This window comes from Rhizobium sp. BK181, from assembly GCF_014193305.1.
In the GTDB taxonomy this organism is placed as follows: domain Bacteria; phylum Pseudomonadota; class Alphaproteobacteria; order Rhizobiales; family Rhizobiaceae; genus Rhizobium.
The window spans coordinates 210,138-234,178 of sequence record NZ_JACHZA010000007.1; the positions used below are offsets into that span (position 1 = coordinate 210,138).

Annotated in this window: 26 protein-coding genes; 11 read left to right on the forward strand and 15 right to left on the reverse strand. The window is 60.2% G+C overall.

What is annotated here, in order from left to right:
- Window positions 1-161: 161 nt before the first annotated feature.
- The 4 genes from FHT77_RS18445 (at window position 162) to FHT77_RS18460 (ending at window position 4,113) form a co-directional block, all read left to right on the forward strand.
- Window positions 162-1,127 carry an aliphatic sulfonate ABC transporter substrate-binding protein gene (locus tag FHT77_RS18445; protein WP_183756369.1) on the forward strand — a complete coding sequence of 322 codons (966 nt, stop codon included), beginning with the start codon at window positions 162-164 and terminating at the stop codon, window positions 1,125-1,127.
- Between the two features lie 29 nt (window positions 1,128-1,156).
- On the forward strand, window positions 1,157-2,332 hold the full coding sequence (ssuD, locus tag FHT77_RS18450) for an FMNH2-dependent alkanesulfonate monooxygenase (protein WP_183756370.1): 1,176 nt from the start codon (window positions 1,157-1,159) through the stop codon (window positions 2,330-2,332).
- A 109-nt stretch (window positions 2,333-2,441) separates the two neighbouring features.
- Window positions 2,442-3,278 (forward strand): aliphatic sulfonate ABC transporter permease SsuC, encoded by an 837-nt coding sequence (ssuC, locus tag FHT77_RS18455; protein ID WP_183756371.1) that lies wholly within the window; start codon window positions 2,442-2,444, stop codon window positions 3,276-3,278.
- A gap of 10 nt (window positions 3,279-3,288) precedes the next feature.
- Window positions 3,289-4,113 carry an ATP-binding cassette domain-containing protein gene (locus FHT77_RS18460; RefSeq protein ID WP_183756372.1) on the forward strand — a complete coding sequence of 275 codons (825 nt, stop codon included), beginning with the start codon at window positions 3,289-3,291 and terminating at the stop codon, window positions 4,111-4,113.
- Between the two features lie 267 nt (window positions 4,114-4,380).
- On the opposite strand, the gene FHT77_RS18465 is transcribed toward FHT77_RS18460, so the two are convergent.
- From FHT77_RS18465 to FHT77_RS18485, 5 genes are all read right to left on the reverse strand, one after another.
- Window positions 4,381-4,857 carry an SRPBCC family protein gene (locus tag FHT77_RS18465; RefSeq protein WP_183756373.1) on the reverse strand — a complete coding sequence of 159 codons (477 nt, stop codon included), beginning with the start codon at window positions 4,855-4,857 and terminating at the stop codon, window positions 4,381-4,383.
- 7 nt (window positions 4,858-4,864) lie between these two features.
- On the reverse strand, window positions 4,865-5,200 hold the full coding sequence (locus FHT77_RS18470; protein ID WP_183756374.1) for a helix-turn-helix transcriptional regulator: 336 nt from the start codon (window positions 5,198-5,200) through the stop codon (window positions 4,865-4,867).
- The gene (locus tag FHT77_RS18475; protein WP_183756375.1) at window positions 5,197-5,880 is read right to left on the reverse strand and encodes a glutathione S-transferase family protein; all 684 of its coding nucleotides are present in this window, start codon (window positions 5,878-5,880) and stop codon (window positions 5,197-5,199) included. The genes FHT77_RS18470 and FHT77_RS18475 overlap by 4 nt, the downstream gene beginning before the upstream one ends.
- 90 nt (window positions 5,881-5,970) lie before the next feature.
- A complete protein-coding gene (locus tag FHT77_RS18480; protein ID WP_183756376.1) occupies window positions 5,971-7,578 on the reverse strand; it encodes a hypothetical protein in 1,608 nt (535 codons plus the stop codon).
- A 127-nt stretch (window positions 7,579-7,705) separates the two neighbouring features.
- Window positions 7,706-8,521 (reverse strand): class I SAM-dependent methyltransferase, encoded by an 816-nt coding sequence (locus tag FHT77_RS18485; RefSeq protein ID WP_183756377.1) that lies wholly within the window; start codon window positions 8,519-8,521, stop codon window positions 7,706-7,708.
- 124 nt (window positions 8,522-8,645) lie between these two features.
- Here FHT77_RS18485 and FHT77_RS18490 point away from each other — a divergent pair, with 124 nt between their 5' ends.
- On the forward strand, window positions 8,646-9,368 hold the full coding sequence (locus FHT77_RS18490; RefSeq protein WP_183756378.1) for a DUF2270 domain-containing protein: 723 nt from the start codon (window positions 8,646-8,648) through the stop codon (window positions 9,366-9,368).
- 16 nt (window positions 9,369-9,384) lie between these two features.
- Here FHT77_RS18490 and FHT77_RS18495 read toward each other — a convergent pair whose 3' ends face one another.
- From FHT77_RS18495 to FHT77_RS18510, 4 genes are all read right to left on the reverse strand, one after another.
- Complete coding sequence (locus tag FHT77_RS18495) at window positions 9,385-9,651, reverse strand: usg protein (protein ID WP_016554211.1); 267 nt, start codon at window positions 9,649-9,651, stop codon at window positions 9,385-9,387.
- Window positions 9,652-9,810: 159 nt separating this feature from the next.
- Window positions 9,811-10,641 carry an ABC transporter permease gene (locus FHT77_RS18500; RefSeq protein WP_114712857.1) on the reverse strand — a complete coding sequence of 277 codons (831 nt, stop codon included), beginning with the start codon at window positions 10,639-10,641 and terminating at the stop codon, window positions 9,811-9,813.
- Window positions 10,638-11,441, reverse strand: coding sequence for an ABC transporter permease (locus FHT77_RS18505; RefSeq protein WP_016554209.1), 804 nt, complete (start codon window positions 11,439-11,441; stop codon window positions 10,638-10,640). Before FHT77_RS18505 ends, FHT77_RS18500 begins: the two co-directional genes overlap by 4 nt.
- Window positions 11,442-11,554: 113 nt before the next feature.
- Window positions 11,555-12,331: an ABC transporter substrate-binding protein gene (locus tag FHT77_RS18510; protein WP_016554208.1), complete on the reverse strand. Its 777-nt coding sequence runs from the start codon at window positions 12,329-12,331 to the stop codon at window positions 11,555-11,557.
- A gap of 323 nt (window positions 12,332-12,654) precedes the next feature.
- Here FHT77_RS18510 and FHT77_RS18515 point away from each other — a divergent pair, with 323 nt between their 5' ends.
- A complete protein-coding gene (locus FHT77_RS18515; protein WP_183756379.1) occupies window positions 12,655-14,913 on the forward strand; it encodes an OmpA family protein in 2,259 nt (752 codons plus the stop codon).
- Between the two features lie 90 nt (window positions 14,914-15,003).
- Here FHT77_RS18515 and FHT77_RS18520 read toward each other — a convergent pair whose 3' ends face one another.
- From FHT77_RS18520 to FHT77_RS18535, 4 genes are read right to left on the reverse strand one after another with little or no spacing between them, the layout of a single operon-like run.
- Window positions 15,004-15,792: a GNAT family N-acetyltransferase gene (locus tag FHT77_RS18520; protein ID WP_183756380.1), complete on the reverse strand. Its 789-nt coding sequence runs from the start codon at window positions 15,790-15,792 to the stop codon at window positions 15,004-15,006.
- A 22-nt stretch (window positions 15,793-15,814) separates the two neighbouring features.
- The gene (mobB, locus tag FHT77_RS18525) at window positions 15,815-16,330 is read right to left on the reverse strand and encodes a molybdopterin-guanine dinucleotide biosynthesis protein B (RefSeq protein WP_183756381.1); all 516 of its coding nucleotides are present in this window, start codon (window positions 16,328-16,330) and stop codon (window positions 15,815-15,817) included.
- Complete coding sequence (gene mobA, locus FHT77_RS18530) at window positions 16,330-16,962, reverse strand: molybdenum cofactor guanylyltransferase MobA (RefSeq protein ID WP_183756382.1); 633 nt, start codon at window positions 16,960-16,962, stop codon at window positions 16,330-16,332. Before mobA ends, mobB begins: the two co-directional genes overlap by 1 nt.
- A gap of 7 nt (window positions 16,963-16,969) precedes the next feature.
- A complete protein-coding gene (locus FHT77_RS18535; protein ID WP_183756383.1) occupies window positions 16,970-17,878 on the reverse strand; it encodes a DMT family transporter in 909 nt (302 codons plus the stop codon).
- Between the two features lie 202 nt (window positions 17,879-18,080).
- Between FHT77_RS18535 and FHT77_RS18540 the strand changes: the two genes are divergently transcribed.
- Window positions 18,081-18,851 carry an SDR family oxidoreductase gene (locus tag FHT77_RS18540; protein WP_183756384.1) on the forward strand — a complete coding sequence of 257 codons (771 nt, stop codon included), beginning with the start codon at window positions 18,081-18,083 and terminating at the stop codon, window positions 18,849-18,851.
- A 21-nt stretch (window positions 18,852-18,872) separates the two neighbouring features.
- On the opposite strand, the gene moaA is transcribed toward FHT77_RS18540, so the two are convergent.
- A complete protein-coding gene (moaA, locus tag FHT77_RS18545) occupies window positions 18,873-19,919 on the reverse strand; it encodes a GTP 3',8-cyclase MoaA (protein WP_183756385.1) in 1,047 nt (348 codons plus the stop codon).
- 134 nt (window positions 19,920-20,053) lie between these two features.
- Between moaA and FHT77_RS18550 the strand changes: the two genes are divergently transcribed.
- Together FHT77_RS18550 and FHT77_RS18555 are read left to right on the forward strand one after the other, a co-directional pair.
- Complete coding sequence (locus tag FHT77_RS18550; protein WP_183756386.1) at window positions 20,054-20,428, forward strand: gamma-butyrobetaine hydroxylase-like domain-containing protein; 375 nt, start codon at window positions 20,054-20,056, stop codon at window positions 20,426-20,428.
- A gap of 26 nt (window positions 20,429-20,454) precedes the next feature.
- Window positions 20,455-21,636, forward strand: coding sequence for a low temperature requirement protein A (locus FHT77_RS18555; RefSeq protein ID WP_183756387.1), 1,182 nt, complete (start codon window positions 20,455-20,457; stop codon window positions 21,634-21,636).
- Between the two features lie 105 nt (window positions 21,637-21,741).
- Here the strand turns inward: FHT77_RS18555 and FHT77_RS18560 are convergent, their stop codons facing one another.
- Window positions 21,742-22,209: a MarR family winged helix-turn-helix transcriptional regulator gene (locus tag FHT77_RS18560; protein WP_016554197.1), complete on the reverse strand. Its 468-nt coding sequence runs from the start codon at window positions 22,207-22,209 to the stop codon at window positions 21,742-21,744.
- 45 nt (window positions 22,210-22,254) lie between these two features.
- On the opposite strand from FHT77_RS18560, the gene FHT77_RS18565 reads away from it, so the two are divergent.
- Both FHT77_RS18565 and FHT77_RS18570 read left to right on the forward strand, forming a co-directional pair.
- Window positions 22,255-23,208: an alpha/beta hydrolase gene (locus FHT77_RS18565; protein ID WP_183756388.1), complete on the forward strand. Its 954-nt coding sequence runs from the start codon at window positions 22,255-22,257 to the stop codon at window positions 23,206-23,208.
- A 50-nt stretch (window positions 23,209-23,258) separates the two neighbouring features.
- Complete coding sequence (locus tag FHT77_RS18570; RefSeq protein WP_183756389.1) at window positions 23,259-23,870, forward strand: pyridoxamine 5'-phosphate oxidase family protein; 612 nt, start codon at window positions 23,259-23,261, stop codon at window positions 23,868-23,870.
- The last annotated feature ends 171 nt before the right edge of the window (window positions 23,871-24,041 follow it).

The following is a 24,041-nucleotide window of genomic DNA, read 5'->3' on the forward strand; positions in this document are numbered from 1 at the left end:
AAATTTTCCCCGAAAGGGCCGAATGCTGGTTCGGATAATCCCGCAAGCGCCAAAAGATAATAAATATAAATGTCGATCGATTTAATGGGTTTTATCAAGATTGAAACATCGAAACGCTGGAGCGGCGACGGACAAGGCCGACTCCCAACGAGGGAACGACGATGATTTCACGACGTCAGACATTGGGGCTTTTCGGCGCGGCGGCGGCAACGGCGTTGCTCCCCGGGATCAAAGGCGCGCGTGCGGCGGCGACCGAATTTCGGATCGGCTGGCAGAAAAATGGCGTTCTGGCTCTGGCCAAGCGCCGCGGCGCGCTGGAGAAGCGATTGGCTGATCGCGGCATCACCGTCAGCTGGTCGGAGTTCACCTCGGGCCCACCGCTGCTTGAGGCGCTCGGCGCCGGTGCGCTCGACTTCGGCGCGACGGGTGATGTCCCCCCGCTTTTCGCGCAGGCCGCCGGTGGTCACCTCTACTATGTTGGACTTTATCGAGGCAGCCCGGCCGGCTCGGCGATCCTTGTCAGGAAGGACTCGCCGATCAAGTCGCTGGAAGATCTGAAGGGCAAGAAGGTTGCCTTCAAGCGCGGCTCGAGCGCCCATAACGTCACGGTAAAGGCACTGCGCAAGGTTGGGCTCGCGCCTGAGGATATCGAGGGCGTCGATCTCAGCCCAGCGGACGCCGCAGCCGCCTTCAAGAATGGCAGCATCGAGGCTTGGTCGATTTGGGATCCATATCTCGCAATCGCGGAGGCGGATCCGGAAACGCGCATCCTGACAACGGCCGAAGGCATCGTCGACTCCTACAGCTTCTTCCTGGCGAATGCCGAATTCACCGATGCAAACGGCCAGGTCATCACCGATGTGCTTGATGAGCTGACGCAGGTCGGGCGGTCTGCACAGAGCAATCTCGATCAGACAATCAAGGAGCTCTCCGAAATCACCGGCGTGCCGCCCGAAGTGACGCGTGTGACGCTGACGCGAGCTGGGGCCGACCTCGGCAGTGTTTCCGGCATTACGGATGCGGCTGCGGCTTATCAGCAGGGGCTGGCCGATGAGTTCTACAAGCTCGGCATCGTCCCGAAGCAGTTGAACACCGGCGACATCGTCTGGCGCGCCAAGGCAAGCTGATTTCTATTCCGACTAGAAGGCATCATTCCATGACCGGCAAACACGATCCCATCAATTTCCTCTGGTTCATCCCGACCTCGGGGGACGGCGCCTATCTCGGTTCGAACGAGCAGACGCGTGCGCCCGAGATCGGCTATCTCACCCAGATCGCCCAGGCGGCCGATCGACTTGGCTACTCCGGCGTGCTGCTGCCGACAGGCGTAGCCTGTGAAGAATCCTTCGTGACGGCGGCAGCACTTGCCGCCAAGACCGAGAGGCTGCAATTCCTGGTCGCCATCCGCCCGGGCACGGCGTCGCCGGCTTACTACGCTCGCCTGACGACAACGCTGGACCGCATCTCGAATGGCCGCCTGTTGCTTAACATCGTTGTCGGTGGCAGTCCGGCGGAGCTGGCCGGCGACGGCATTCATCTGGCCCATGACGAGCGCTATGCCCATGCCGATGAGTTCTTCACGGTGTTCGAAGAGCTGCTCGAGAAAGGCGTCGCGAGCTATGACGGCAAGTACATCAAGGCAACGAATGCGAAGCTTGGTTTTCCCTCAGTCCAGAACCCGCGTCCGCCGCTCTATTTCGGCGGTTCGTCGGATGCCGGCATTGATTTCTCGGTTGGTCGCGTTGACAAGTACCTGACCTGGGGGGAGCCACCTGCACAGGTCGCCGAAAAGGTCGAGAAGGTGCGCGCGGCCGCTGCGAAAAAAGGCCGTGAGGTGAGCTTCGGCATTCGCCTGCACTTCATCGTCCGCGAGACAGATGAGGAAGCATGGGCGGCGGCCGATCGCCTGATCTCGAAGCTCGACGATGAGACGATCCGCGAGGCACAGGAGCGCTTCGTCAAGGAATCCGATTCCGTCGGTCAGAAGCGCATGGCAGCCTTGCACGGCGGCAGGCGCGACAAGCTGGAAGTTTCACCGAACCTGTGGGCCGGTGTTGGCCTGGTGCGCGCCGGGGCTGGAACGGCACTGGTCGGCTCGCCGAAGACCGTGGCCGCGCGGCTGCGCGAGTATCAGGACGTCGGCATCGATACCGTCATCGGGTCCGGCTACCCGCATCTCGAGGAAGCCTATCGTGTGGCCGAGTTGTTGTTCCCGGAACTCGGGATCGCACGCGACGAGCAACGGCACGGCTTCCAGACCGATTTCGCCAAGCATCAGGTTTTCGGTGGCGGCAGCCATGGGGGAAACCTGAAGGTAGTTTCCGGCTCCTGACCCACCAGATGGCGCCGCCCGCTATCGGGCGACACTTCTTCATTGATGACCACACCCCCATGCCTCTCCGAAGTTGAGGTGGAGCAAGCAGCAGCGAGGAAAAACCTTCATGTCGACTTTCGACACGCCGATTGGGCGGGCACTAACCGACCGCGTTGAACGCAAGGGAAATATCCGTCTGCCTCTTCCGGGGCGAGATAAGCTGTTGCCCTTCCTCGTGCCCGTGGCGATCATCGCCGTATGGCAACTGGCCTCTTCGGCCGGTTGGATCTCCTCCCGCATCATGCCGTCACCGGCGGATGTAGCCGTTGCGTTCTGGTCGACGACCACCACAGGGCAGTTGCCACACGATATCCTCGTCAGCGCCGGCCGAGCCTTTGCCGGTCTGCTGGTTGGCGGCTCGATCGGTTTCCTGCTCGGCATCGCCAACGGCGTCTCGAAAATTTCGGAGCAACTGACGGATACGACGCTGCAGATGCTGCGCACGATCCCGCATCTGGCCATGATCCCGCTCGTCATCCTCTGGTTCGGGATCGGCGAAGAATCCAAGTTGTTCCTGACTTCGCTCGGCGTGCTCTTTCCGATCTATCTCAACACCTATCATGGCGTCCGCAACGTCGACCGTGACCTGATCGAAATGGGCCGCGTCTATGGTATGAGAAGCTGGACGTTGTTCAGGAAGGTGATCTTTCCCGGCGCCTTGCCGTCCATCTTCGTCGGCCTGCGCTACGCACTCGGCATTATGTGGCTGACCTTGATCGTATCGGAATCGATCGCTGCTTCGTCCGGTATCGGTCACATGGCGAACAACGCGCGCGAGTTCATGATGACGGACATCGTGGTGCTGGCGCTGGTGATCTACGCCATCCTCGGCAAGCTTGCCGATGTTGTCGCCCGGGCGCTCGAACGTCGAGCGCTCAAGTGGAACCCGGTTTATCAGAAGTAGGAGAGGCGTCGTGACCATCATTGCGCATGAACGTTTTCGAGGGGCCGCCGACGAGTTCGAATACGAGTCCGATCGTGCGGCGCCGGAACGCACCGGGGCCGCGACGATTACCCTGAGAGCACTTGAGAAGAGCTTCGGCGGCAACCGTGTGCTGCGCGGCATCAATCTCCACATTCCGGCCGGGCAGTTCGTCGCGGTTATCGGCAAGAGCGGTTGCGGCAAGAGTACGCTCCTGCGCATTCTGATGGGGCTCGATGAGCCGACGAGCGGTGAACTGCACTTTGAAACCGCAGACGGTGCGGATGCCCAAGGGAACGCGAGGATCGTGTTCCAGGAGCCGCGCCTGCTCCCTTGGTTGAGCGTTGCCAAAAATGTGGCGGTCGGGCTCGGCGATGGCGTCGATAAAGGTGCCGCACTTGGGGAAGCCGAGGCGGTGCTTGCCGAGGTGCAGCTTGTCGAAAAAGCAAACGAATGGCCGGCCCGTCTCTCAGGCGGACAAAGGCAGCGTGTTGCGCTGGCGCGGGCACTGGTGAGCAAGCCGGGCGTGCTGGCGCTCGATGAACCGCTCGGGGCACTCGACGCATTGACCCGGATCAGCATGCAGGAGTTACTCAATCGCGTCTGGCGAGAATTGGGCTTTACGGCCGTGCTGGTCACGCATGACGTCAGCGAGGCAGTGCATCTCGCCGATCGTGTGATCGTGCTCGAAGAGGGGCGCATTGCGCTCGATCTGGCGATTCCCTATCCGCATCCGCGCAGACACGGCAATCCCGCACTGGCAGAGCTTGAAGGGCGGCTGTTGGCGGCGATCCTGGGAACGGAGACCGCTCAGTGAATTTTGACCACGGCGGCCTCAAGGGCGACTAGAACAAAAATCTAGCGGCTGTCGCAATCACCAGAAAGCCTACGACGACCCAGGCCGCTGCCCATGCGACCGTGTGGTTGGCCCTTGCCAGGACTTCGGGTCTCGGCTCGCGCTTGGGATTAAACTTGTGCCGCCTTTTCGGAGCGGTTCCGGTTTGGGAAGGCCTCTTTCCTGCGCTCATGCCGTCTTACTCGCAGCCGTGGGATTGTTCGGACAGCAACCTAGCATGAAAGCGGCTTAGTGTGTTGTGCTGCTCTCGCGTTCGACATAGGCTTGGATGCGGTCGACCAGAATCTCGGTTCCTTGCCGGCGGGAACCGCCGTCGGTGTAACCGTCAAGGAAGACCACCTGCTCCGTGAAGAGCATGGTTGTCCCTGATGCCGTCGCCTCGAAGGTGATTGTTGCGAGCGATGCCGAAATGCGTGTTTCGCCGAGCTTCATGTCATAGGCATAGATGATGCGCGCCTGCGGCACGATATCGAGATAGCGCGCCTCATAAACGTGTGGGACTCCATCGCTGTCGGCGACGCGGTTTCGCTCCTGTCCGCCGACGCGGAAGTCGAGGCTGTATTCAAGGGACACCCATTCATCGTGGCAGGCGAACCACTGGTGCTTGGCGTCCGGATCTGCCCAGGCAGCAAAGACGCGTGAAACGGGAGCCCGCATCTTTCGCTCGATCGCGAACGTCTCGTGCATGGCGGAATACGTCGTCATCGCTTCATCACTCCGGTTTTTGCTCATCTGCCAGGAACTGCTCCAGGCGATCGAAAGTCTTGCTCCAACCCGCCTTATGCGCTGCAAGCCAGCGTTCCATCTCTGCCAATGCGTCCCTTTGCAGGCGATAGGTCCGAACACGGCCGCTCTTTTCCGATCGGACAAGGCCGCTTCGCTCCAGGACCGCCAGGTGCTTCATGACCGTCGGGAGCGCCATCGACAACGGTTCGGCCAGTTCGGACACCGAGGCAGGGCCGTGGCCGAGACGGTCGACCATGCCGCGCCGACTGCGGTCCGACAGCGCGTGGAACATCTGATCGAGATCGGCGGGTTCGTGCATCATTTTGCGGCTTCATCTGGCCGGAAGCGGGCAGGCAGCCGTTCACGATAGGGATAGAACTTGAAGTACGGACGCGCCTCCTCAAGGACCCGGGCGAAGGAGGCGCGCGCAAGAAGCCTGTCGTAGTAGCCCTGCAGCCTCGGCTGGTCCACGAAAGGAACCAGTGTCTCGGCGTAGAAGAGGGCGGGAGCGGCCGCACAATCGGCCATGGTGAAGCTCTCTCCGGCGATCCACAGGCAATCGCCAAGCTGCCGCTCGATCATTCCGTAGGCTTTGCGTAGCGCCGCCTCGGCGTCCGCCACGCGGCTCGGATCGCCGCCGCCACGCAGCCGCTCCGCGACGATCTGCTGCATCGGTTCCTGCACGTGCAGGTCGAAGAGCCGATCCCACAGCCTGACCTCGAGCGCTTCATCAAAATCGTTCGGGATAAGCGGTGTTGCGCCCCGATAATAGCGATCAAGATACTCTATGATGATCGTCGTTTCCGGCAGGGTGCGGCCCCGGGTTTCGTCGCGCAGTACCGGCATTTTCCCGAGCGGCCAGACACTGAAGAAGGCAGATCTGGACGCCTCGCTCCCGAGATCGACGTGCACGGCCTTAAACGGCGTGGCGTTTTCGTAGAGGGCGATCAGGACCTTGTGGCAAAAGGATGCAAGCGGGTGACTGTGGAGGAAGAGCGACATGAGGCCAGCCTTTCACGCTGTTGGAAACTTGCATGATTGGCTAAGTATCAGGTCGTGACCCCGTATTCAACGAAAAAGTTGCGTGATTAGCTAACTATTGACGGGTTGAGAAGGTGCCGGCCCGTTGTCCAGTCGCTTTGAGCGATTGCCTAGATCATCCGACATCTCTTGCCAGATCCGCCGGAGCCGCCGAACGTGGAGATCGTCAGCGATCCATCCGATCAAGTGCTCCACGCAAGCCTTCGTTTTCGCGGGATTCTCGGTGATGGTTCGGCAAGCCCAGGTAAAATATTCATCGACAGTTGCTGCTTGGATGGGCGGAAGAGCGGATGCCGAAGGACTGTCTCCTGGTGGCAGCGAATTTGTGGGTTCATTGCGTATGATGAACGCGTTGAGGCCGCCAAGTTCGCCGATCCTGCGCGCGTCTGCGGTAACGGCAAAAAGAACGCCCGCATAGATCTTATCGAATTCGTCGGGCCCTGCTTTTTCGGTGGGCGCAGCCTCCCGCCCTCCGTAATCGATGGCGCGCTCCAGATCGAAGACAGTGCGGATGTTCAGTTGCTTCAGCATCAGATACTTCGGGAGGCCCAGCATATTGCAGAGCTGCGCCTGTCCGACCCAGTCAATCGTCTGATAGATGCCGTAAGGCGACTCGATGTGAAGCTGGATCGGATTGTAGGTGGCAAGGTTCTGGACGTCGTAGATGCCGCACTCCTCAAGCCGGAAGCGAGTGGCGTAGTCGATCCCGTCGAGCACATCCAGAGGGGTGACACGGGTCACCGGATAGAAGCGGTCGTCGTCCATCTTTATCCACGAGATGATCGACTGCATCTTGATGAGCAGGAACTTGGTCGCGCTCTGCGGCGCTAGACCCAGCAAGGGAGCAAGCGCAAGCCACACCCATGAAATATGGGTACAATCGCGTGTTCCGTCGCCGCCCGCGCCCAGCGTTCCCAGCAGGCGTGTCGGATCGGTGAAAGCGACGTAGAGGAAGATTACGATCGCCACGGAGGCAAATATCTCCGCTGTCTGCCAGATAATTGTGTAGGCGGAGAGGTCAAAGACTGCGAGGCTGCGAATGAACTGGCGGATCGCTGCAATAAAGGCGCCTGCGAATGCCAGCGTGCCTATGATCCGGATCTGACCCAGGAATGCGTTCGGTGGGCAGCACGTGGTTGTTGCGCCACATATTGGGGCGCCCTCAACGCCTGCAACCTGCAGCCCGGTTTCAAGCGCCTTGAGCAAGCTGCCGAACCCAAAATAGCAAATGACCATGAAGCCGAGCGCGGAAAGAAACAGCCGGAGGTCGCCCGCGTTGCCGATGATGCGCGACGACCGCATCCGCCTTTCGATCTCCTTGATCAGGCCCTCGGAACCGAGCCGGATCGGTTGGTCGTCCGGTTCGCGCAGATCGGACAAATATTTCGATGTCACAAACTCGAGGGCCGGATTGCTACCCGGCCTGTCCGATGGAACGCCGGCCCTCGCTGGGTCCTGGTCCCTCGTTGTCGGATAGGAGGCTATGAAGTCCGAAATGATACGCAGGCGTCGCACGCGTATGTCATTGCGCGCGTAGATGAGCAGCAGGGGGATAAAGACTGCCAAAAGCAAAACCGGCCACTGGATGTCCAAGTCGTGCAATTCCGAATGGAGCCAGCGTAGGAAGTTAGCGATGTTGAATGGTTGCGACTCTCCCATGCGACCTCTCCCCAGGGTTGCTTGGAGAGGTTCAGCCTCAAATGGTCACTCGTCTACCAACGAGACGCAATTAGTGGTTGTATTTTGCCGCAAAACCATGTGTCGCGTGGATATTTCGCGACTGCCATCAGCCACGTCGCGCAATCACCAGATGGCCTGGGCTCGGAAGGCCTTCTTGCATGCGAACGTTGATCTCCCTCATTTCGACGAGCGTGAAGCCGGTTGCCGCCAGCCTCTCGCGAATATAGGTCGCCGAATGGAGGAAGCGCTGATGAGGTCCGACCATATACGGCTGGCCGTTTCCCGAAGCCTCGGAAAGTTCCTCCGATGAGAAGATTAAGAAACCATCCGGGTTCAGATTTTCCGCCGCGCCGAAGAACAGCGGTTCGAGCGCGCCGAGATAGGGCAGGACGTCCGTTGCGGTGATGAGGTCGAACGGGTCCTCGTCATTGTCGTCGAGGAAATCTTCTACCTCCGCGACAAAGAGCGTTTCGTAGAGCTCCTTTTCGTGGGCGATCTCGACCATGTTTTCGGAGATGTCGATCCCAGTCATATCTTCGCAGAGATCACCGAGCGCGCTGCCGGTGAGGCCAGTACCGCAGCCAAGATCGAGCATGCGCTTGAAGGGGCCGAGCTTTAATTCCTGAAGCCGTTGGCGGACCATCATCGGCACATGGTAGCCGAGCTGTTCCACGAGGACATCCTCGAAGACTTCGGCATGCTGGTCGAACAGGGTCTCGACATATGCGTCCGGCGCCTTGGTCGGCGTCTCGCCGCGGCCCATGGAAGCGATCCGCACGGCGGCACCGCCATGATCTTCCGGATCGATGGCGAGGACCTCTTCATAGGCCTTCACGGCGGCGTCAACGTCGCCCGCCTTCTCGAGTGCAAGTGCCCGGTCATAGGCTTCCGCGAGTGCGTCTTCGTCGATCTTCTTGGCCATAGCAATTCACCATCATTTTATTCCAAAGCTGCGTCTACGGCGACTGAATGTCTTTTGCAATGGCGACGTTCGAGGAGCAAAGTAAGCGTCCTCTAATGAACAAGAACAAAATGGAGGAAATGCCATGGTCGCCGAACTCAGCAAGGCAAATTTCGAGAAGGAGTTGGATAGTCTGCGCCCGGCGCTCCCGGCAACTCCAGGCGAGATCACTAATACGCTCAGCCACTATTACCGCGGTGAGCTCGGCCGGATGATCAGCTGGCGGGATCGCATCGACCGCACATCGAATTGGGCGATCACCGTGGCGGCGGCGCTGCTTTCGGTTTCACTTTCGACACCGAGTTCGCATCACGGCGTGCTGCTTTTCGGGATGATGCTGATTACGTTGCTGCTGCTCATCGAGGCCCGTCGCTATCGTTTCTTCGATATTTATCGTGCCCGCGTACGGAAGCTTGAGCGAGGCTATTTCGCACAGATCCTGGCGCCGAATGGTGATTTCAAAGCCGATTGGGCCGGCGCGATTGCCAAGAGCTTGCGCAATCCGCAATTTCTGCTGAGTTACCACGGGGCGGTAAAGCGTCGACTGCGGCGAAACTATTGCTGGATGTACCTGATCCTGCTGCTCGCATGGTGCTTGAAAATCACGACACCCAAGCTACAGACCGAAGGCAATCCGCTGACGCAGACACATTCCTGGACCTATGTGGTCGAGAACGCGGCACTTGGGCCAATTCCCGGCTGGGCAGTGCTCTGCGTCGTTGGATTGGCCTATGCCGGCATCCTCTATGGCACACTGCACCGAGAGATGGACGAAGACGAGTTCGTCAAAGGGGAGGCTCATGTCTGACCGGCCGTGCGGCCGATCAGTTGATTATGAATTCACCTCTCAGCGCGCGCCATTCGGTGGCCGAGATCAGTTTGCGGTGAATGTAGCGCACCGAATGCAACGGCCCGTCGAGCTTCTCCTGCCAGAACTTCAGGAAACTGCGCATTTCTGGAAAGTCCGGAGCAAGGTCGTAGTCCTGCCAGATATAGGTCTGGAGGATCGTTCGGTGATCCGGCATCCGGTAGATAATTTGGGCCGTCGTCAGGCCGTAGCCTTGCAGCTGCCTTTCCATGTCCTTGTGCATCGTCGTCTCGCTTCTGGTTCCAATGATCGCGTATTAGCGATCCATAAAATGGAACCACGATAAGCTTAACCCAAGCTTGACGAATTGCTAGTGTCTCATGGATTTATCTTTTAATTTCAAGTCGTTAGCAGCTGTCGGCAGTGAGTGCTGCCAACCTCTTCAGCGCTTCAGGTGGCGGGTGAGGCGGCGCTCGATCCAAGCCCAGAGATGGCGCAGCGCCTCGACCATGCTGAGGTAGAAGATCGCCGCCCAAAGGTATGTCTGGTAATCGAAGGTGCGCGAGAAGGCGTAGCGCGTTTCACCCATCAGGTCGAGAACGGTGATGATTGCGACGACCGCTGAGCCCTTGATCAACAAGATGATCTCGTTGCCGTAGGGGCGCAGGGCGACAATCAGCGCCTGCGGCAGGATGATCTTGCGGAAGGCGATGACCTTGTGGATTCCGAGCGAAGCCGCGGCCTCGTGCTGGCCGCGCGGAACACTCTGGATGGCGCCGCGCAGAATTTCCGCCTGATAGGCGGCCGTGTTGATGGTCATTGAAAACAGGCCGCAAAACCATGCGTCGCGGAAGAACCACCAAAGTCCGACGGCTTCCAACTGCGGCCGGAAGCCGCCGAGGCCGTAATAAATGAGGAAGAGCTGGGCGAGCAGCGGGGTGCCGCGGAACACGTAGACGTAGCAATAGGCGATGCCGTTGATGACCTTGTTCTTCGACATGCGGGCAAAGGCCAGCGGCAAGGAGAGGATGGCGCCAAAGAAAACCGAGATCACCACGAGCATGATCGTCGTGTACAGGCCATGCAGATAGCGGGGACCGTAGCGGGTAAATTTTTCCGGATCCCAACCGCTGACCACCATTGCAATCAGCGCGGCGGCAAGAAGAATCCAGAGAGCGACGACCACGTAACCGGTGATGCGTGCAACGGTGATCGGCTTGTGCGCTTGCTTCGGCGCCGGTTGCGCCGGAATGAGGGTCTGGGCGTGGCTCATCGGCTGATCTCCGATCGCTTGGCCCACCGCTCGATGTAGCTGAGCCCGAAGGAGGAAATAACGGCGAGACCGAGATAGAGAGCGCAGGCAACGGTATAGAAGAGGAACGCCTGCTTGGTGACCTTAACGGCGACGCCTGTTTGGCGCAGGATATCCGCAAGGCCGATGATCGAGACGTAGGACGTGTCCTTGAGCAGGATCATCCAGAGGTTCACCAGGCCGGGCAGGGCGATTCGCACCAGCTGCGGCAGCACGATCAGGAACAGGGTGCGGCCGCGATGGAAGCCCAAGGCGTCGCCGGCCTCGTATTGGCCCTTGGGAATGGCGCGGAAAGCCGACAGCAGCACTTCGGAGCAATAGGCGGAGAATACGACCGAAAGGGCAATCATGCCCGCGAAGAAGGCATTGATCTCGATGCGGCCTTCGTATCCGAAGGAGGCGAGGACCGACTGAATCAGGATCTGCATGCCGTAATAGATGATGAACAGCGTCAGCAGTTCCGGCAGGCCGCGGAAGATCGTGGTGTAGATGCCGGCGGCCAGGCGGACCGATTTCTCTTCCGACTGCTGGCCGAGTGCCACGAGAAAGCCGATGATCAATCCGATCGGCAGCGTTACCAGAGCGACTGCAACGGTGACCTTCAGGCCGGCGGCGATCTCATCGCCCCAACCAGTGTCGCCGCAGGCCAGGATCGTCGAAGAGCCGAACCAGGTGAAGAGTCCTGCAGGTCCGCAAAGCGGATCGAAGATATGCCCAATCCAGGCCCACAATGAGCCCAGCGCGGAAAATAATCCGCCCATGCCAGTTTTCCCCTCGCGGTTTGTACCGCTTTGATCTTTCCATCCTTGTCAAACAAAAATGGCGGAAGAGCAAGCCTTCCGCCATCAGCTTTATGAGCGACCTACAGCTTTTCTTATTCGCCGTAAACGTTGAAGTCGAAGTACTTGTCCTGGATCTTCTTGTACTCACCGCTGGTGCGGATCGCAGCGATCGCGGTGTTCAGCTTTTCGCGCAGCGCGTCGTCGCCCTTACGGACGGCAATGCCTGCACCAACGCCGTTGATTTCCTTGTCGACCGGGAGCGGCGTCAGGATCTTGCAGCATGCGCCGGCATCCGACTTGACCCACTGCGACAGCACGACGATGTCGTCGATGACGGCGTCAACACGGCCGTTCGCGATGTCGAGCTTGTATTCGTCTGCCGTCGGGTAGAGCTTCAGCTCGGTGTCGGGCAGGTGCTTTTCGGCGTAGTTCGAGTGGGTGGTCGAGGTCTGCGCGCCGATCGTCTTGCCCTTCAGGCCGGCAACGTCGGTGATGGTCGAATCCTTCGGCACGGCGATTGCCGGCGGGGTGTTGTAGTACTTGTTGGTGAAGTCGACGAGCTTCGAGCGCTCAGGCGTGATCGACATGGACGAGATGATCATGTCGAACTTCTTGGCCTGGAGTGCTGGAATGATGCCGTCCCAGTCGCTGCTGACGATGGTGCAGTCGGCCTTCATCTCGGCGCAGAGTGCGCGGGCGATGTCCATGTCGAAGCCCAGGAACTGCCCACTGGCGTCAACATATTCGAAGGGCGGATAGGTCGAGTCCGTGCCGATGACATACTTCTCACCATCAGCCATGGCGGCGCCTGCGAAAAGAGACATCGCGGCGACAGAAGCGGCGGCGAGAATACGGGTGGAGATACGCATGTTAGTCCTCTCTGTTGGTGCTGCCGCTCGTGTTCTTCTTTTGGACGGCGGCTGAGCAGGGCGGCGCTGGGCGCTGCCTTGGCGCGATACTCAAACCTTTTTTTGAGGAATTGCAACTGGAATCGCAGGGGCACGGCGAACGGTCAACTATGGCGAAGATGAACAATGCCGCACTGCCACATTCATACCGGGTTAATAGTCCAGTTCCTAAGACTCGTGGAACAAATGCAGTCCCCGCGCGGTTTTCGTCGTGGGTGAATGCCCCAAAATCGGACGCGGCCACGACTGCGTCTCAAGAACATAAAGTACAACGAGGAGCCCCTATGGGAATGAAATCCAGATTGTTTGCCAGTGCCGCCTTTCCGCTGTTGTCGCTGTCGCTCGTAATCCCTCCAGTACATTCCTTCGCAGCAGCTGCCAGCGTTGAACAGGTTCGCACATTGCCGCAAGCAGTCGCGGGCAGCTTCGAAGTTGCACAGGATGCGCCATCCGACGAGGAGATTCTGAAGAAGCACCACAAGCAGCACGGCGGCGGTGAAGAACAGGCGCCGGCCGCCCAGCAGGAGCAACCACAGCAATCGCAGGAAGCGCCTGCCGAAAAGCCACGCAGGCAGCGTGAGCCGGCAGCAGAGGCACAGCCCGCGCCACAGCAAGAGCCTGTCGTCGAACAGCAGCTGCAGGAGGCAGCCCCCGTCGAAAAACCGCGCAAGAAGCGGCAGCCGGCCGCCGAGCAGGCAGAGCCCGCGGCTCCGCAGGAGCAGATAGCCCCGGCCCAGGAACAGCAGTTGCAGGAAGCAGCCCCTGTCGAAAAGCCGCGCAAGAAGCGGCAGTCGGCCTCCGAGCCGGCTGAGCCCGCGGCTCCGCAGGAGCAGATAGCGCCGGCGGCCCAGGAACAGCAGCCTGTGGAAAGCCAGGAAAAGCCACGTCGCAAGCGTGACAAGCAGCCATCGCAGGAAGAGGCCGCGCCGCAACCGCAGACCGAACAGGGCGCCACGCAGCAGGAGCAGGCTCAGCCGCAGGCCGAAGAGCCACAGCAAAAGCGCAAGGGAAGCAAGCAGGCCACGGATGGCTCGGAACAGCCGGTAAAGCCGCGCACGAAGGCTGCTCAGCAGCAGGAGGCACCGGCAGCCGAAAATACGCCTGTTCCGCAGGAGTCGCCCGCGCCTGAAAAGGCTCCTAAGCCCGGGGCGGCGCCTACGGCCGAAAAGCCGCCGGTTCCCGCGCAGGAGCCGGCGATCGAAGCCCAACCCGGCGGCACGCAGCCAGCTCAGCAGCAGGGTGAGCAGGCTCCCGCGCCTCAGCCAGGCGAGCCAGCTGTTCAGCAAGGGGAACAAGTCCCGGCGCAGCCGACTGACCAGCCAGCAGCCGGTCAGGCAGAACAGGCTATCCCTGCTCCAGAGAAGGTCACGCCCGAGGAGCTTGAGCGTCGTAAGGAGATTGCCGCTGATCCGAGCAAGAGCACGGAAACCGTCGTTCTTCCGGTTGAAAACGGTGCTGCCGTTCTCGACAGCGACAAGGACGCCGATCGCTCCGGTGGGGTCCAGTCGCGCCGTGACCGCGACAGGCAGCGTGGACAGGAGCAGAACTTCCGCGTCCCGAAGTCGGATGCCGACGCCCAGATCATAACCGAAGGCACCAAGGCCGCTCCGATCAAGATCGAAGCCGTCACCAGCGAAGAGGGCCGGCGCCTCGACAGGCGTCCGCAGTTTGACAGGCCGGAAGGTGCACGTTTCGGTGAGCGCGGCGACGACAATCGCGTGATCATTCAGATCAACAACCAGACGATCGTTCGCGGCGATGACGACAGGCGCTTCCTGCGGGATGGCGAACGTCCAATCTACGAGCAGCTGCCACGGGATCGCTATCGCGAGACCATCGACCGTGACGGCTATCAGATTGTGACGATCCGCAATCGCTATGGCGATATCATCCAGCGGTCCCGCCTCGACAACCGAGGACGCGAATCGGTTCTCTACTATTCGCCTGATCTCTACGAATATCCGGACCGTGGCTACTTCGAAGATCCGGGTCGCGACCTGCCGCCGATGCGCCTGCGCATTCCGCTCGATGACTACATCATGGACACGAGCAGCGACGACGGCCGCGACTACTACGACTTCCTGCGCGAGCCGCCGGTGGAACCGGTAGAGCGTGTCTATTCGCTGAACGAAGTGAAGTACTCGGCACGTATCCGCGACAAGGTTCGCCGTATTGACCTCGATACGATCACCTTTGCAACGGGCAGTGCCGAAATCCCGATGAGCCAAGCGCGCAGCTTGCGCAAGGTTGCAGATGCCATCAATGAGGTCCTGCGCAAGGATCCGTCGGAAACCTTCCTGATCGAAGGTCACACGGACGCTGTGGGGTCTGACCAGAGTAACCTCGTCCTCTCGGATCAGCGCGCTGAATCCGTCGCGAACGTCATGACCGACGTTTACGGCATCCCGCCCGAAAACCTGGCAACGCAGGGCTACGGCGAGCGTTACCTCAAGGTCAATACGCAAGGACCGAACCAGGAAAACCGCCGTGTCACCATCCGCCGCGTGACGGCGCTCGTTCGCCCGGTCGCTTCGCGCAACTGAGCTGACGGCCAGAGTTGATGGGAAAGCCGCCGGGAGACCGGCGGCTTTTTCTTTTGCTCGCGCCGCAGTGTTGGTGGCACTTGCCGAGCCTCAGGTCGTAAAGCGGGCGTCGACGATTGGCGTTGCAAGCCCGCAAAGAATACTGGGATCGAGGCGGAGGCTGCAGGCCTCGATCATCCGACGTGAAATGATGTTGTCAGCGTGGACGAACTCAACCACTTCGTCGGCTCCCAGCGTTTCGAAGGCCGCTCTGACCGCTAGGGCATTGATAAGCCGACCAAGCCCCTTTCCGCGCTGTTGCGCCGCGACGGCGATCAAACCGACCCAGGCGGTGCCTGAGTGTTTGCTGTGGGTGTTGAAAGGCATATTCGCGTGAGCGGTTGCGACGACATGACCTTGAGTGTCAGCGAGGGCGATGGTGACCGCGGGGACTATGTTGCCAGTCAGCATGGCGCCTGAAAACGGCGCTATGCCATTTTCCGCCATGCATGTCTGAATAGCTCCGACAGCGTCGTCGCCGGGATCGGTCGTCAGATTGACACGCGTCAAGCCACCGGGAATGTCATCCTTCAGGATCGCAGTGCAGGCTCGCGTCGCCGCCGTGCGATCGGCCCTGCAGACACTCCACACGTCAACGCGATAGGACGGCCCCAGCTTCAGGCGGATGTCCTCGATGTGTATTGCCGACATCATGCGGAAGCCGAAAACGCCGTCCTGAGCGAGGCGCTCGTCGACAAATGCCCAGTCGATGAGGTCGAAGTTGTCGACCGAGAAGAACCGCCCGGCTTGCACAAGGCCCGGCGTGGCAGCGATTTTAGACTGCGCCTCGTCGGACTGACGCTGCAAGCGCTGCTGCTTTTCCGTGCCGTAGTAGGTCATTGCTCCCTCGCAACGGGGTTTTCTACTTTGCAGGTAGTTCCACTATTCCCGAAATGAAGTCCGCGATCGCCCTGGTGTCGTCAAGATTGAAGACTGGCAGAAAGCCTTCTGCGATCGGGTGATCGGTCGCAATGGCAACGATGAAGGGATCCGTCGGCGCGAGAGGTTCCTGGTTGGCGGAGTCCAAACGGCGGGCTTCGATCTTTGGAATCGGCTCGCGCTTATAGCCCTCGATCAAGACGAGGTCACAGGGTGCGATGCGGCCAAGGATTTCTTCGAATGTCGGCTCCGGGGCGCCGCGCAACTCGTGCATGATGGCATAGCGCGTCCCGGAAACGATGGTGACTTCGTGCGCGCCGGCCTGTCGATGGCGGTAGCTGTCGGCGCCGACCTTGTCGATGTCGAAGTCATGATGGGCGTGCTTGATCGTGGAAATGCTGTAGCCACGACTGGTGAATTCCTCGACGAGGCGAACGGCCAAGCCCGTCTTGCCCGAGTTCTTCCAGCCGGCGATGCCAAAAACCTTCGGCTTGTCCATCAGACAAGCACCTTGAGCCAGCGTTCCGCCTCTTTGAGATCGTCGGGCGTGTTGACGTTGAAGAACGGATCGAGGAGGCTCGCCCGTGTCGGACGCAGCGGGAAGTCAACTTCCCTTACGTCATGCCGTAAGAGGAAGTCCCGAACACGGCGTTTTTCATCGGTGGCAATCCAGGTTTCGAGATCATCGGCAAGTTTAACGGGCCATAAGCCGAACACCGGATGACTGCGGCCTTCAGAGGCGGCAATAGCAATCTTCAACGGCGCGTCGATGGCGCCTGCAAGCCAATCGACGAGGTCGTTGGGAAAGAACGGGCTGTCGACAGAAACCGTCATCACGTGCGTCACCCCCCTCACCGTTGCGCCGTAGGCCATCGCCGCGTGAATGCCAGCCATCGGTCCCGCTTTGCCGGGAATTATATCAGGAATGAACAAATGCCGGCAGTTTTCCGGCGTCGCATCGGCATTGACCGCAAGGGTGCTCACTTGGGGCTCAAGCTGTTCGATGACGCGCTCGAGCAGGCTGCGGCCGCTGAGGCGCACGGAGGCTTTGTCTCGGCCCATGCGGGAAGAGCGTCCCCCCGCCAGGACCACACCCGGTATATTGGATCTATCTATTGCAAAATCGTTCATGATTGCCTCAGACGGGTGTTCTCGGCTCGGATTCCTGGGCGACTGGCGGCACATGGCGCTTGGCTTCACGATAGAACGTGTAGAGGCCGGACGCTATGACCACTGCAGCACCCATCAGCGTCCAGAGATCGGGAAACTCCGCGAAGAAGACGAAGCCCAGCAATGTCGAGAAGATCAGGCTGGTGTAGCGGAATGGCGCCACGAAGGAGATTTCCCCCGTTCGCATCGCCATGATCACCGACTGGTAGCCGATCAGCACCAGAATGGCGGCGAGCAGCAGATGGGACAGCGATGTCATGCTGACTGGCTCCCAAACGCCAAGCAGCGGCGTCAGCAAGGCGCCGACGACCGTCACGGACACGGCCGTTACCACTGTGATCATCAGCGAAGGGATCTCGCGCCCAATACCGCGGGTGGCGAGGTCGCGGCCGGCTGTGGTAAGGACGCTGCCGACGCAGAGGAGGGCGGCGGCCGTGAAGCCTTCCGGTCCGGGCCGGATGATGATCAGCACGCCCACCAGGCCTACGAGGATGGCCGACCACCGACGCCAACCGACAGGCTCGCGGAAGAACAGCGCCGCACCGAAAGTAACAACCAGCGGAAGCGATTGCAGGATGGCGGACGCGTTTGCGATCGGCATCATTCCAAGAGCGGTAATGTAAGTCACCGCTGCCAGTATCTCGCAGATGACGCGGATGATGATCATCGGTTTCAGGATGATGCGCCACGGACGCAGCGCTCCCATGTGACGGGCAATGAGGTAGACGAAAATGCTCGTGAACAGGCCGCGCAGACACATGATCTGGCCGGCATTCATCGAGGCGATAACTGACTTGGAAAGTGCGTCGCTGCAGGAAAATCCGGCCATGGCCGAACTCATGTAGATGGCGCCCTGGGTATTGCGGGACCGCGGCATGTCGATATTCCGATTCTCGTACACGTCCTTTTAGAAGGTGCCTGTCGCCAAGGGAATCGATCGAAAGCCACAGTCGCGATAATTCGATTGCGCAGTGCACAATGACACAAGCGGTGCGGGCAGGCGTGGGCAGGAAACGGGTGGCTGCGCGCCCCGATGTCTGAGATTTGGAATACCGCAAACAACAAGCGGAGGTTCCGACATGAGATATCTGGATGGCAAGGTTGCGATCATAACCGGGGCGAGCTCAGGCATCGGCCGGGCAGCAGCCAAACTCTTTGCAGCCGAAGGCGCACGGCTCGTCGTTGCGGCCCGACGCGAGGCCGAACTCGGCATGCTGGTCGAAGAGATCGAGCGTGCGGGTGGCGAGGCCGTAGCCGTTGCCGGTGACGTGCGCGAGGAAGCTTTGAACCGGCGGCTGGTCGAGGTGGCGGTCGAGCGCTTCGGCGGTCTCGACGTCGCCTTCAACAATGCCGGCGGCACCGGCGAATCAGCGCCGGTGGCAGACCTGTCGCTGGCTGGCTGGAACGAAATGCTGGCGCTCAACCTGACGAGTGCGTTTCTCGCGGCGAAATACCAGGTGCCGGCGATGATTGAGCGCGGCGGTGGATCGATCGTCTACACCTCGACCTTCGTCGGCCATACAGCGGGGATGCCAGGGATGGGCGCCTACGCGGCGAGCAAGGCCGGACTGACCGGGCTGGTGCAGGTGCTTGCCGCCGAACTCGGTCCAAAAAACATCCGCGTCAATGCGCTGTTGCCACGTGGCACCGACACCGCGCTGAACCCGGCGAACTTCGAAAACCCGGATATGCAGCTGGTCGCCTTCATCCATGGCCTGCACGCGTTGAAGCGCCTGGCGCAGCCGGAGGAAATCGCCAAGGCAGCACTTTTCCTGGGATCGGATATGTCAAGCTTCGTGACCGGCACGTCGATGCTGGCAGATGGCGGGGTCTCGATCAACCGGACCTGATCTGCTTGAATTCAGTGGGCGTCACCCGCCGGTGACGCTCATGTGGCGGGCAACGGCCGGGCGGTTATGGGTGCGGTCGATGATGAAGTCGTGGCCCTTCGGCTTGCGCGAGATCGCCTCGTCGATCGCCGCATAGAGCAGACCATCGTCCGGGGTGGCGCGGACGGCGGCGCGCAGGTCGGCTGCATCGTTCTGGCCGAGGCACATGTAGAGCGTCCCGGTGCAGGTCAGCCGCACGCGGTTACAGCTCTCGCAGAAATTATGGGTCATCGGCGTTATGAAGCCGAGTCGGCCGCCAGTTTCCTTCACTTCGACATAGCGCGCAGGGCCACCGGTGCGGTAGCCAATGTCGGAGAGCGTGAACTGTTGTTCGAGATCGGCCCTGAGCTTCGACAGCGGCAGGTAGCGGTCCGTCCGGTCTTCCTCAATCTCGCCCATCGGCATGGTCTCGATGACGGTCAGATCCATGCCGCGGCCATGCGCGAAGCGGATCATCTCGGGCATTTCGCTGTCGTTAAAATCCTTCAGCGCCACCGCATTCAGCTTGACCTTGAGACCGGCCTTCTGGGCCGCCTCGACGCCCTCCATCACCTTGTGGAAATCGCCCCAGCGCGTGATCTGACGGAACTTGTCGGGATCGAGCGTATCGAGCGAGACATTGATGCGGCGAACGCCCGACGCGTAGAGCTCATCGGCGAAGCGGGAAAGCTGCGAACCGTTGGTGGTCAGCGTCAGCTCGTCGAGACCAGAGCCGATTTGCTTGCCGAGCTCGCGCACCAGATACATGATATTCTTGCGCACCAGTGGCTCGCCGCCAGTGAGCCTCAACTTGCGCACGCCCTTTGCGATGAAGGCCGAACAGAGCCGGTGCAATTCTTCGAGCGTCAACAGCTCCTGCTTCGGCAGGAAGGTCATGTGTTCGGCCATGCAGTAGGTGCAGCGGAAATCGCAGCGGTCGGTGACGGATACGCGCAAATAGGTCACGGCCCGCTGGAAGGGGTCGATCATTGGTTTCGCCTCTGCAACCAGTGGCGATGCGCTGCCTGTCGTTCCGACGTTGCTGTTCACGAATGCCTCCGCAATGCTACTAATGTGCGTATAGGCTATTGCCACGTCAAGGGAAACGCTGTCGGGAGCGGCAAATTACGCTTGCCTCGCCAAGCGCCATTGCCTACTCGTCATTTTTGAAGGGGAGTGGGATCATGAGCGATATCTGGCCGACCGAACTCAGAGTTTCAAAAGACCGGCAGCACCTCGTCGTCACGTTTAACGATGAGAGAAGCTTCGATCTTTCCGCGGAGATGCTGCGCGTGCTTTCGCCGTCGGCGGAAGTGCAGGGTCACGGGCCCGGACAGAAGGTGACGGTTCCCGGCAAGCGCAATGTCGCGATCATCTCGCTGACACCGACCGGCAACTACGCCGTGCGCATCGGCTTCGACGACATGCATGATACGGGCATTTATACGTGGACCTATCTGCGCGAACTCGGCGAGCATGGCGAAGAGCTATTCGCCGCCTATGAAGAAGAGTTGCGGGAGAAGGGCATGGATCGCGACACGTCCGAGAAGCCGCGCTGAACGACAACAGCTAGAAGGGGGACTGCATGACGGGAACGAGCAAACGAAACTGGCTGCGGAACAAGGGCAGCAGCAGGGTCACCTTTCTCGAACTGTTTTTTGATCTGGTCTTCGTTTTCTCGATCTCGCAGCTCTCGCATGCGCTTGCAGCACATTATACGCCACTCGGCGCCGCCGAAGCTGGGTTGATGACCTTCGCAGTCTGGTGGGTTTGGATATTCACTGCCTGGGCTACGAACTGGCTCGATCCCGACAAGATGCCCGTGCGGATTATGCTTGTGGTTTTGATGCTGCTAGGCCTCGTTCTGTCCGCGTCCATTCCGGAAGCCTTCACTGACAAGGGACTGCTGTTCGCAGGCGCTTACGTTTTTATGCAGGTCGGCCGATCGCTGTTCACGACATATGCCTTTAAGGATCAGAGCGCTGCCAATTGCCGCAACTTCTTGCGTATCAGCACCTGGTTCATCGTTTCCGGTGTCTTCTGGATCGTCGGCGGCTTCCTTGAACATGAGGCGCGGTTGATCGCGTGGGTGATTGCGCTTGCCATCGAGTATGCCGGGCCGGCGAGCGGCTTCGCAGTGCCGGGGCTTGGCAAGTCGAATGCGACTGAGTGGGACGTGTCCGGCGCACATATGGCCGAGCGTTGCGCGCTATTTGTCATCATCTGCCTCGGTGAGGCGGTGCTGGTTTCGGGGCGGACATTCTCGGAAATGCCGTTCTCAACACTGACGGCGGTTGTCTTCGTCACCGGCTTCATCGGCACGGTGGCGATGTGGTGGCTCTATTTCCGTTTTGGCCACGAGCGGGCGGCGCATCGGATCGAGCACGAAGAAACGCCGGGAAGCTTGGCGCGCCAAGCCTTTACCTACGCCCACATTCCGATCTTGGCGGGCATTATTGTCCACGCCGTTGCGGTCGAGTTCATGTTCTCGCATCCGCACGAGTCCGGCAACCTCGGCGTCATGGCATCGGTGCTCGGCGGCTCAGGGCTGTTTCTGGCCGGCAATCTGTGGTTCAAGGGAGCGACCAGCGGACGCATGCCACTCTCGCATCTGGCAGGCTTGGTGCTCCTGATCCTGCTTGCGTTCATCGCGCCGTTCATCGAGGTTTATCTCGCCGGCATTCTCGCGACCCTGGTGCTGATCATCGTGGCTGCGTGGGAGTATCGATCGCTTGCCGGGCAGACCGTCGGTCACACGGTTCACTAGAGCCTTTGAAGCGTTCTGTTGGCTCAAACGATTCGAATGGCCGGTCGATCGGGCGGACCGTTTCAGCCAAAAGAACGCTTCAATTTAACCCTGAAAGGCTCGAGGTCAGTCTTCGTCGACAAGGTCGCGCTGCAACACGCGGATGATCCGCTCCATCGAGCCTGCCATCGCCATGCATTGCTCGATCGGCTCGGGTGAAAGCACACGCTCGATGAGATCGGTCTGGATGACCATGGCCTTCTCGGTGACGTCCCGACCTTCCGGCGTCAGGAAGAGACGCAGCACGCGCTTGTCCTTCTCATCGCCGCGCCGTTCGATCAATCCGCGCTTTTCCATCTGCGGAAGCAGCATGCTCATGTTCGAGCGACCGACCAACAGCTTGCGGGCAAGCTCCTGCTGCGAAATGCCTTCAAAGCGGTAGAGATTGATCAGAATGTCGAGATGCGGAGTCTTGATATCCAGTTCGGCGAGCGAGCGACCGAGCGACTGCTGCATCAGCTGGCAGGCGCGGGCGACGGCGATCCAGCTGCGAAAACGCGGATGATCCCAGGGCAGGGATTGATTTTTGTTCATCGTTGTACTTTATTGTTCAGTGTTGAACATTGTTGGATTCCCACTATGACAAACTTTGCGCTGAAGGTCACCCGCCTCGGATTCTCCCTGTTGCAGTCGGTTTCGCCGCGCATCGCCGGGAAGGCGGCATTCCGCCTCTTCTGCATGACGCCCTCGGCAAAGCCGAAGGGTGACAAGGCAAGAGCGGCACATGCCGCCGGCGCCTCGAAGCTTGCCGGAGCTGAGCGGTTCACGCTCCGCCTTGCCGGCGGCGGAAAAGCCCATGCCTATCGGTTGAATGGTGGCGCTCTGGGACGCCGCCCTCGCTATCTCGTGACGCACGGCTGGGGATCGAGCAGCGCCTACATGGCTGATCTTTTGGAGACGCTGGCTGCCTCGGGCGCAGAGGTGATTGCGGTCGATTTTCCAGGTCATGGACGCGCGGCCGGGCGGGTTCTGCACATGGGAATGGCGGTGAAGGCCATTGAGGCTGCAGAGCGACGGTTCGGCGCCTTCGACGCGGCGATCGGCCATTCCTTCGGTGGAGCCGCTCTGATGGTGGCCGCGTCCGGCATGCTGCCGGGCGTGCCTGCCGTCGTGCCGGAGAAGCTGACGTTGATCGGCTCGCCGAGCGAGATGCACTGGCTGTTCAAGGACTTCGGCAAGATGATCGGGCTCCGGCGGAAAGCGCAGGATGTGCTGGAGAATGAGGTACGGCGTGTCACCGGCCGGAGGCTGGAGGAATTCGATGCAAGCAAGGCGGCAGGCGCGATCCGACGTCCGGTACTGATCGTGCATGCCGAGGATGACAAGGAAGTAAGCCACATCCATGCTCGGCGCTATGCGGCGGCAGGCGACGCTGTGCGGCTCTATTGGGCGAATGGCTTCGGGCATCGTCGGATCGTCGCGGCGCGGCCGGTATTCGACGCGATCACTGGTTTCCTTGGCGAGGGAGCCGTCGACAAAGATGCTGAGATCATTCCTCTTTTCGAGCTTCCGGCACGGCGTATGTCATTGTAACGTTACGTGAGGCAGCTAAAAGCCGCCCTCGACAACATGGCAGGACAATCATGAAAATCATTGAAACGGTAGAGGAACTCGCAGCGATCTACGCTGGCGGGCTGACGCAGGCATCCGTGGCCAAGGTGACGGACTATCTGACGCCTCTCTACCGAGAGATGATCGAAGCATCACCCTTCGTGGCGCTGGCGACGGTGGGACCCGAAGGACTAGACTGTTCGCCGCGCGGTGACATCGGCGGCGTCGTGCGCATTGTGGACGACAGGACGCTGCATATGCCGGACTGGCGTGGCAACAACCGCGTCGACTCGCTCTCCAATATCGTGCGCGACCCGCGCCTGGCGCTGATGTTCCTCGTTCCTGGCTCGAACACCACGATGCGCATCAACGGGCGGGGCGTCGTGACGAATGACGAAGCGGTTCTGACCAGCTTCGAGATGGACGGAAAGCATCCGCGGACGGTGATCGTCATCACGATTAATGAGGTCTATTTCCAATGCGCTCGGGCGCTGATCCGTTCCGAGATATGGAACCCGGAAACATTCGTTGACCCGAAGAGCCTGCCGACACCCGGGATGATGCTGAAAGCGGCAACAGGGGATTTCGACTACGAAACCTATGATCGCGAGTGGCCGGAGCGCGCAGCCAAGACAATGTGGTAGCATCTGAGCTTTCGCGCTTGCGGCAGTCTCACAAACGTTGCGGATAAAGGCAACCCAGGCTGCCAGGTCCCGAGGTTAGAGCATCGCACTTGAATTGAGAATCGAGTGGGGTTTTCACGAGGGTATCGGTGTGATTCACTGCGGTTGGAGGTGAATCACATGGGTAAATCT

Bases quoted from the DNA above. Each gene is read 5' to 3' on its own strand.
- FHT77_RS18445 (WP_183756369.1), top strand. From the start codon at position 162: ATGATTTCACGACGTCAGACATTGGGGCTTTTCGGCGCGGCGGCGGCA.
- ssuD (WP_183756370.1), top strand. From the start codon at position 1,157: ATGACCGGCAAACACGATCCCATCAATTTCCTCTGGTTCATCCCGACC.
- ssuC (WP_183756371.1), top strand. From the start codon at position 2,442: ATGTCGACTTTCGACACGCCGATTGGGCGGGCACTAACCGACCGCGTT.
- FHT77_RS18465 (WP_183756373.1), bottom strand. From the start codon at position 4,857: ATGACGACGTATTCCGCCATGCACGAGACGTTCGCGATCGAGCGAAAG.
- FHT77_RS18470 (WP_183756374.1), bottom strand. From the start codon at position 5,200: ATGATGCACGAACCCGCCGATCTCGATCAGATGTTCCACGCGCTGTCG.
- FHT77_RS18475 (WP_183756375.1), bottom strand. From the start codon at position 5,880: ATGTCGCTCTTCCTCCACAGTCACCCGCTTGCATCCTTTTGCCACAAG.
- FHT77_RS18480 (WP_183756376.1), bottom strand. From the start codon at position 7,578: ATGGGAGAGTCGCAACCATTCAACATCGCTAACTTCCTACGCTGGCTC.
- FHT77_RS18485 (WP_183756377.1), bottom strand. From the start codon at position 8,521: ATGGCCAAGAAGATCGACGAAGACGCACTCGCGGAAGCCTATGACCGG.
- FHT77_RS18490 (WP_183756378.1), top strand. From the start codon at position 8,646: ATGGTCGCCGAACTCAGCAAGGCAAATTTCGAGAAGGAGTTGGATAGT.
- FHT77_RS18495 (WP_016554211.1), bottom strand. From the start codon at position 9,651: ATGCACAAGGACATGGAAAGGCAGCTGCAAGGCTACGGCCTGACGACG.
- FHT77_RS18500 (WP_114712857.1), bottom strand. From the start codon at position 10,641: ATGAGCCACGCCCAGACCCTCATTCCGGCGCAACCGGCGCCGAAGCAA.
- FHT77_RS18505 (WP_016554209.1), bottom strand. From the start codon at position 11,441: ATGGGCGGATTATTTTCCGCGCTGGGCTCATTGTGGGCCTGGATTGGG.
- FHT77_RS18510 (WP_016554208.1), bottom strand. From the start codon at position 12,331: ATGCGTATCTCCACCCGTATTCTCGCCGCCGCTTCTGTCGCCGCGATG.
- FHT77_RS18515 (WP_183756379.1), top strand. From the start codon at position 12,655: ATGGGAATGAAATCCAGATTGTTTGCCAGTGCCGCCTTTCCGCTGTTG.
- FHT77_RS18520 (WP_183756380.1), bottom strand. From the start codon at position 15,792: ATGACCTACTACGGCACGGAAAAGCAGCAGCGCTTGCAGCGTCAGTCC.
- mobB (WP_183756381.1), bottom strand. From the start codon at position 16,330: ATGGACAAGCCGAAGGTTTTTGGCATCGCCGGCTGGAAGAACTCGGGC.
- mobA (WP_183756382.1), bottom strand. From the start codon at position 16,962: ATGAACGATTTTGCAATAGATAGATCCAATATACCGGGTGTGGTCCTG.
- FHT77_RS18535 (WP_183756383.1), bottom strand. From the start codon at position 17,878: ATGCCGCGGTCCCGCAATACCCAGGGCGCCATCTACATGAGTTCGGCC.
- FHT77_RS18540 (WP_183756384.1), top strand. From the start codon at position 18,081: ATGAGATATCTGGATGGCAAGGTTGCGATCATAACCGGGGCGAGCTCA.
- FHT77_RS18550 (WP_183756386.1), top strand. From the start codon at position 20,054: ATGAGCGATATCTGGCCGACCGAACTCAGAGTTTCAAAAGACCGGCAG.
- FHT77_RS18555 (WP_183756387.1), top strand. From the start codon at position 20,455: ATGACGGGAACGAGCAAACGAAACTGGCTGCGGAACAAGGGCAGCAGC.
- FHT77_RS18560 (WP_016554197.1), bottom strand. From the start codon at position 22,209: ATGAACAAAAATCAATCCCTGCCCTGGGATCATCCGCGTTTTCGCAGC.
- FHT77_RS18565 (WP_183756388.1), top strand. From the start codon at position 22,255: ATGACAAACTTTGCGCTGAAGGTCACCCGCCTCGGATTCTCCCTGTTG.
- FHT77_RS18570 (WP_183756389.1), top strand. From the start codon at position 23,259: ATGAAAATCATTGAAACGGTAGAGGAACTCGCAGCGATCTACGCTGGC.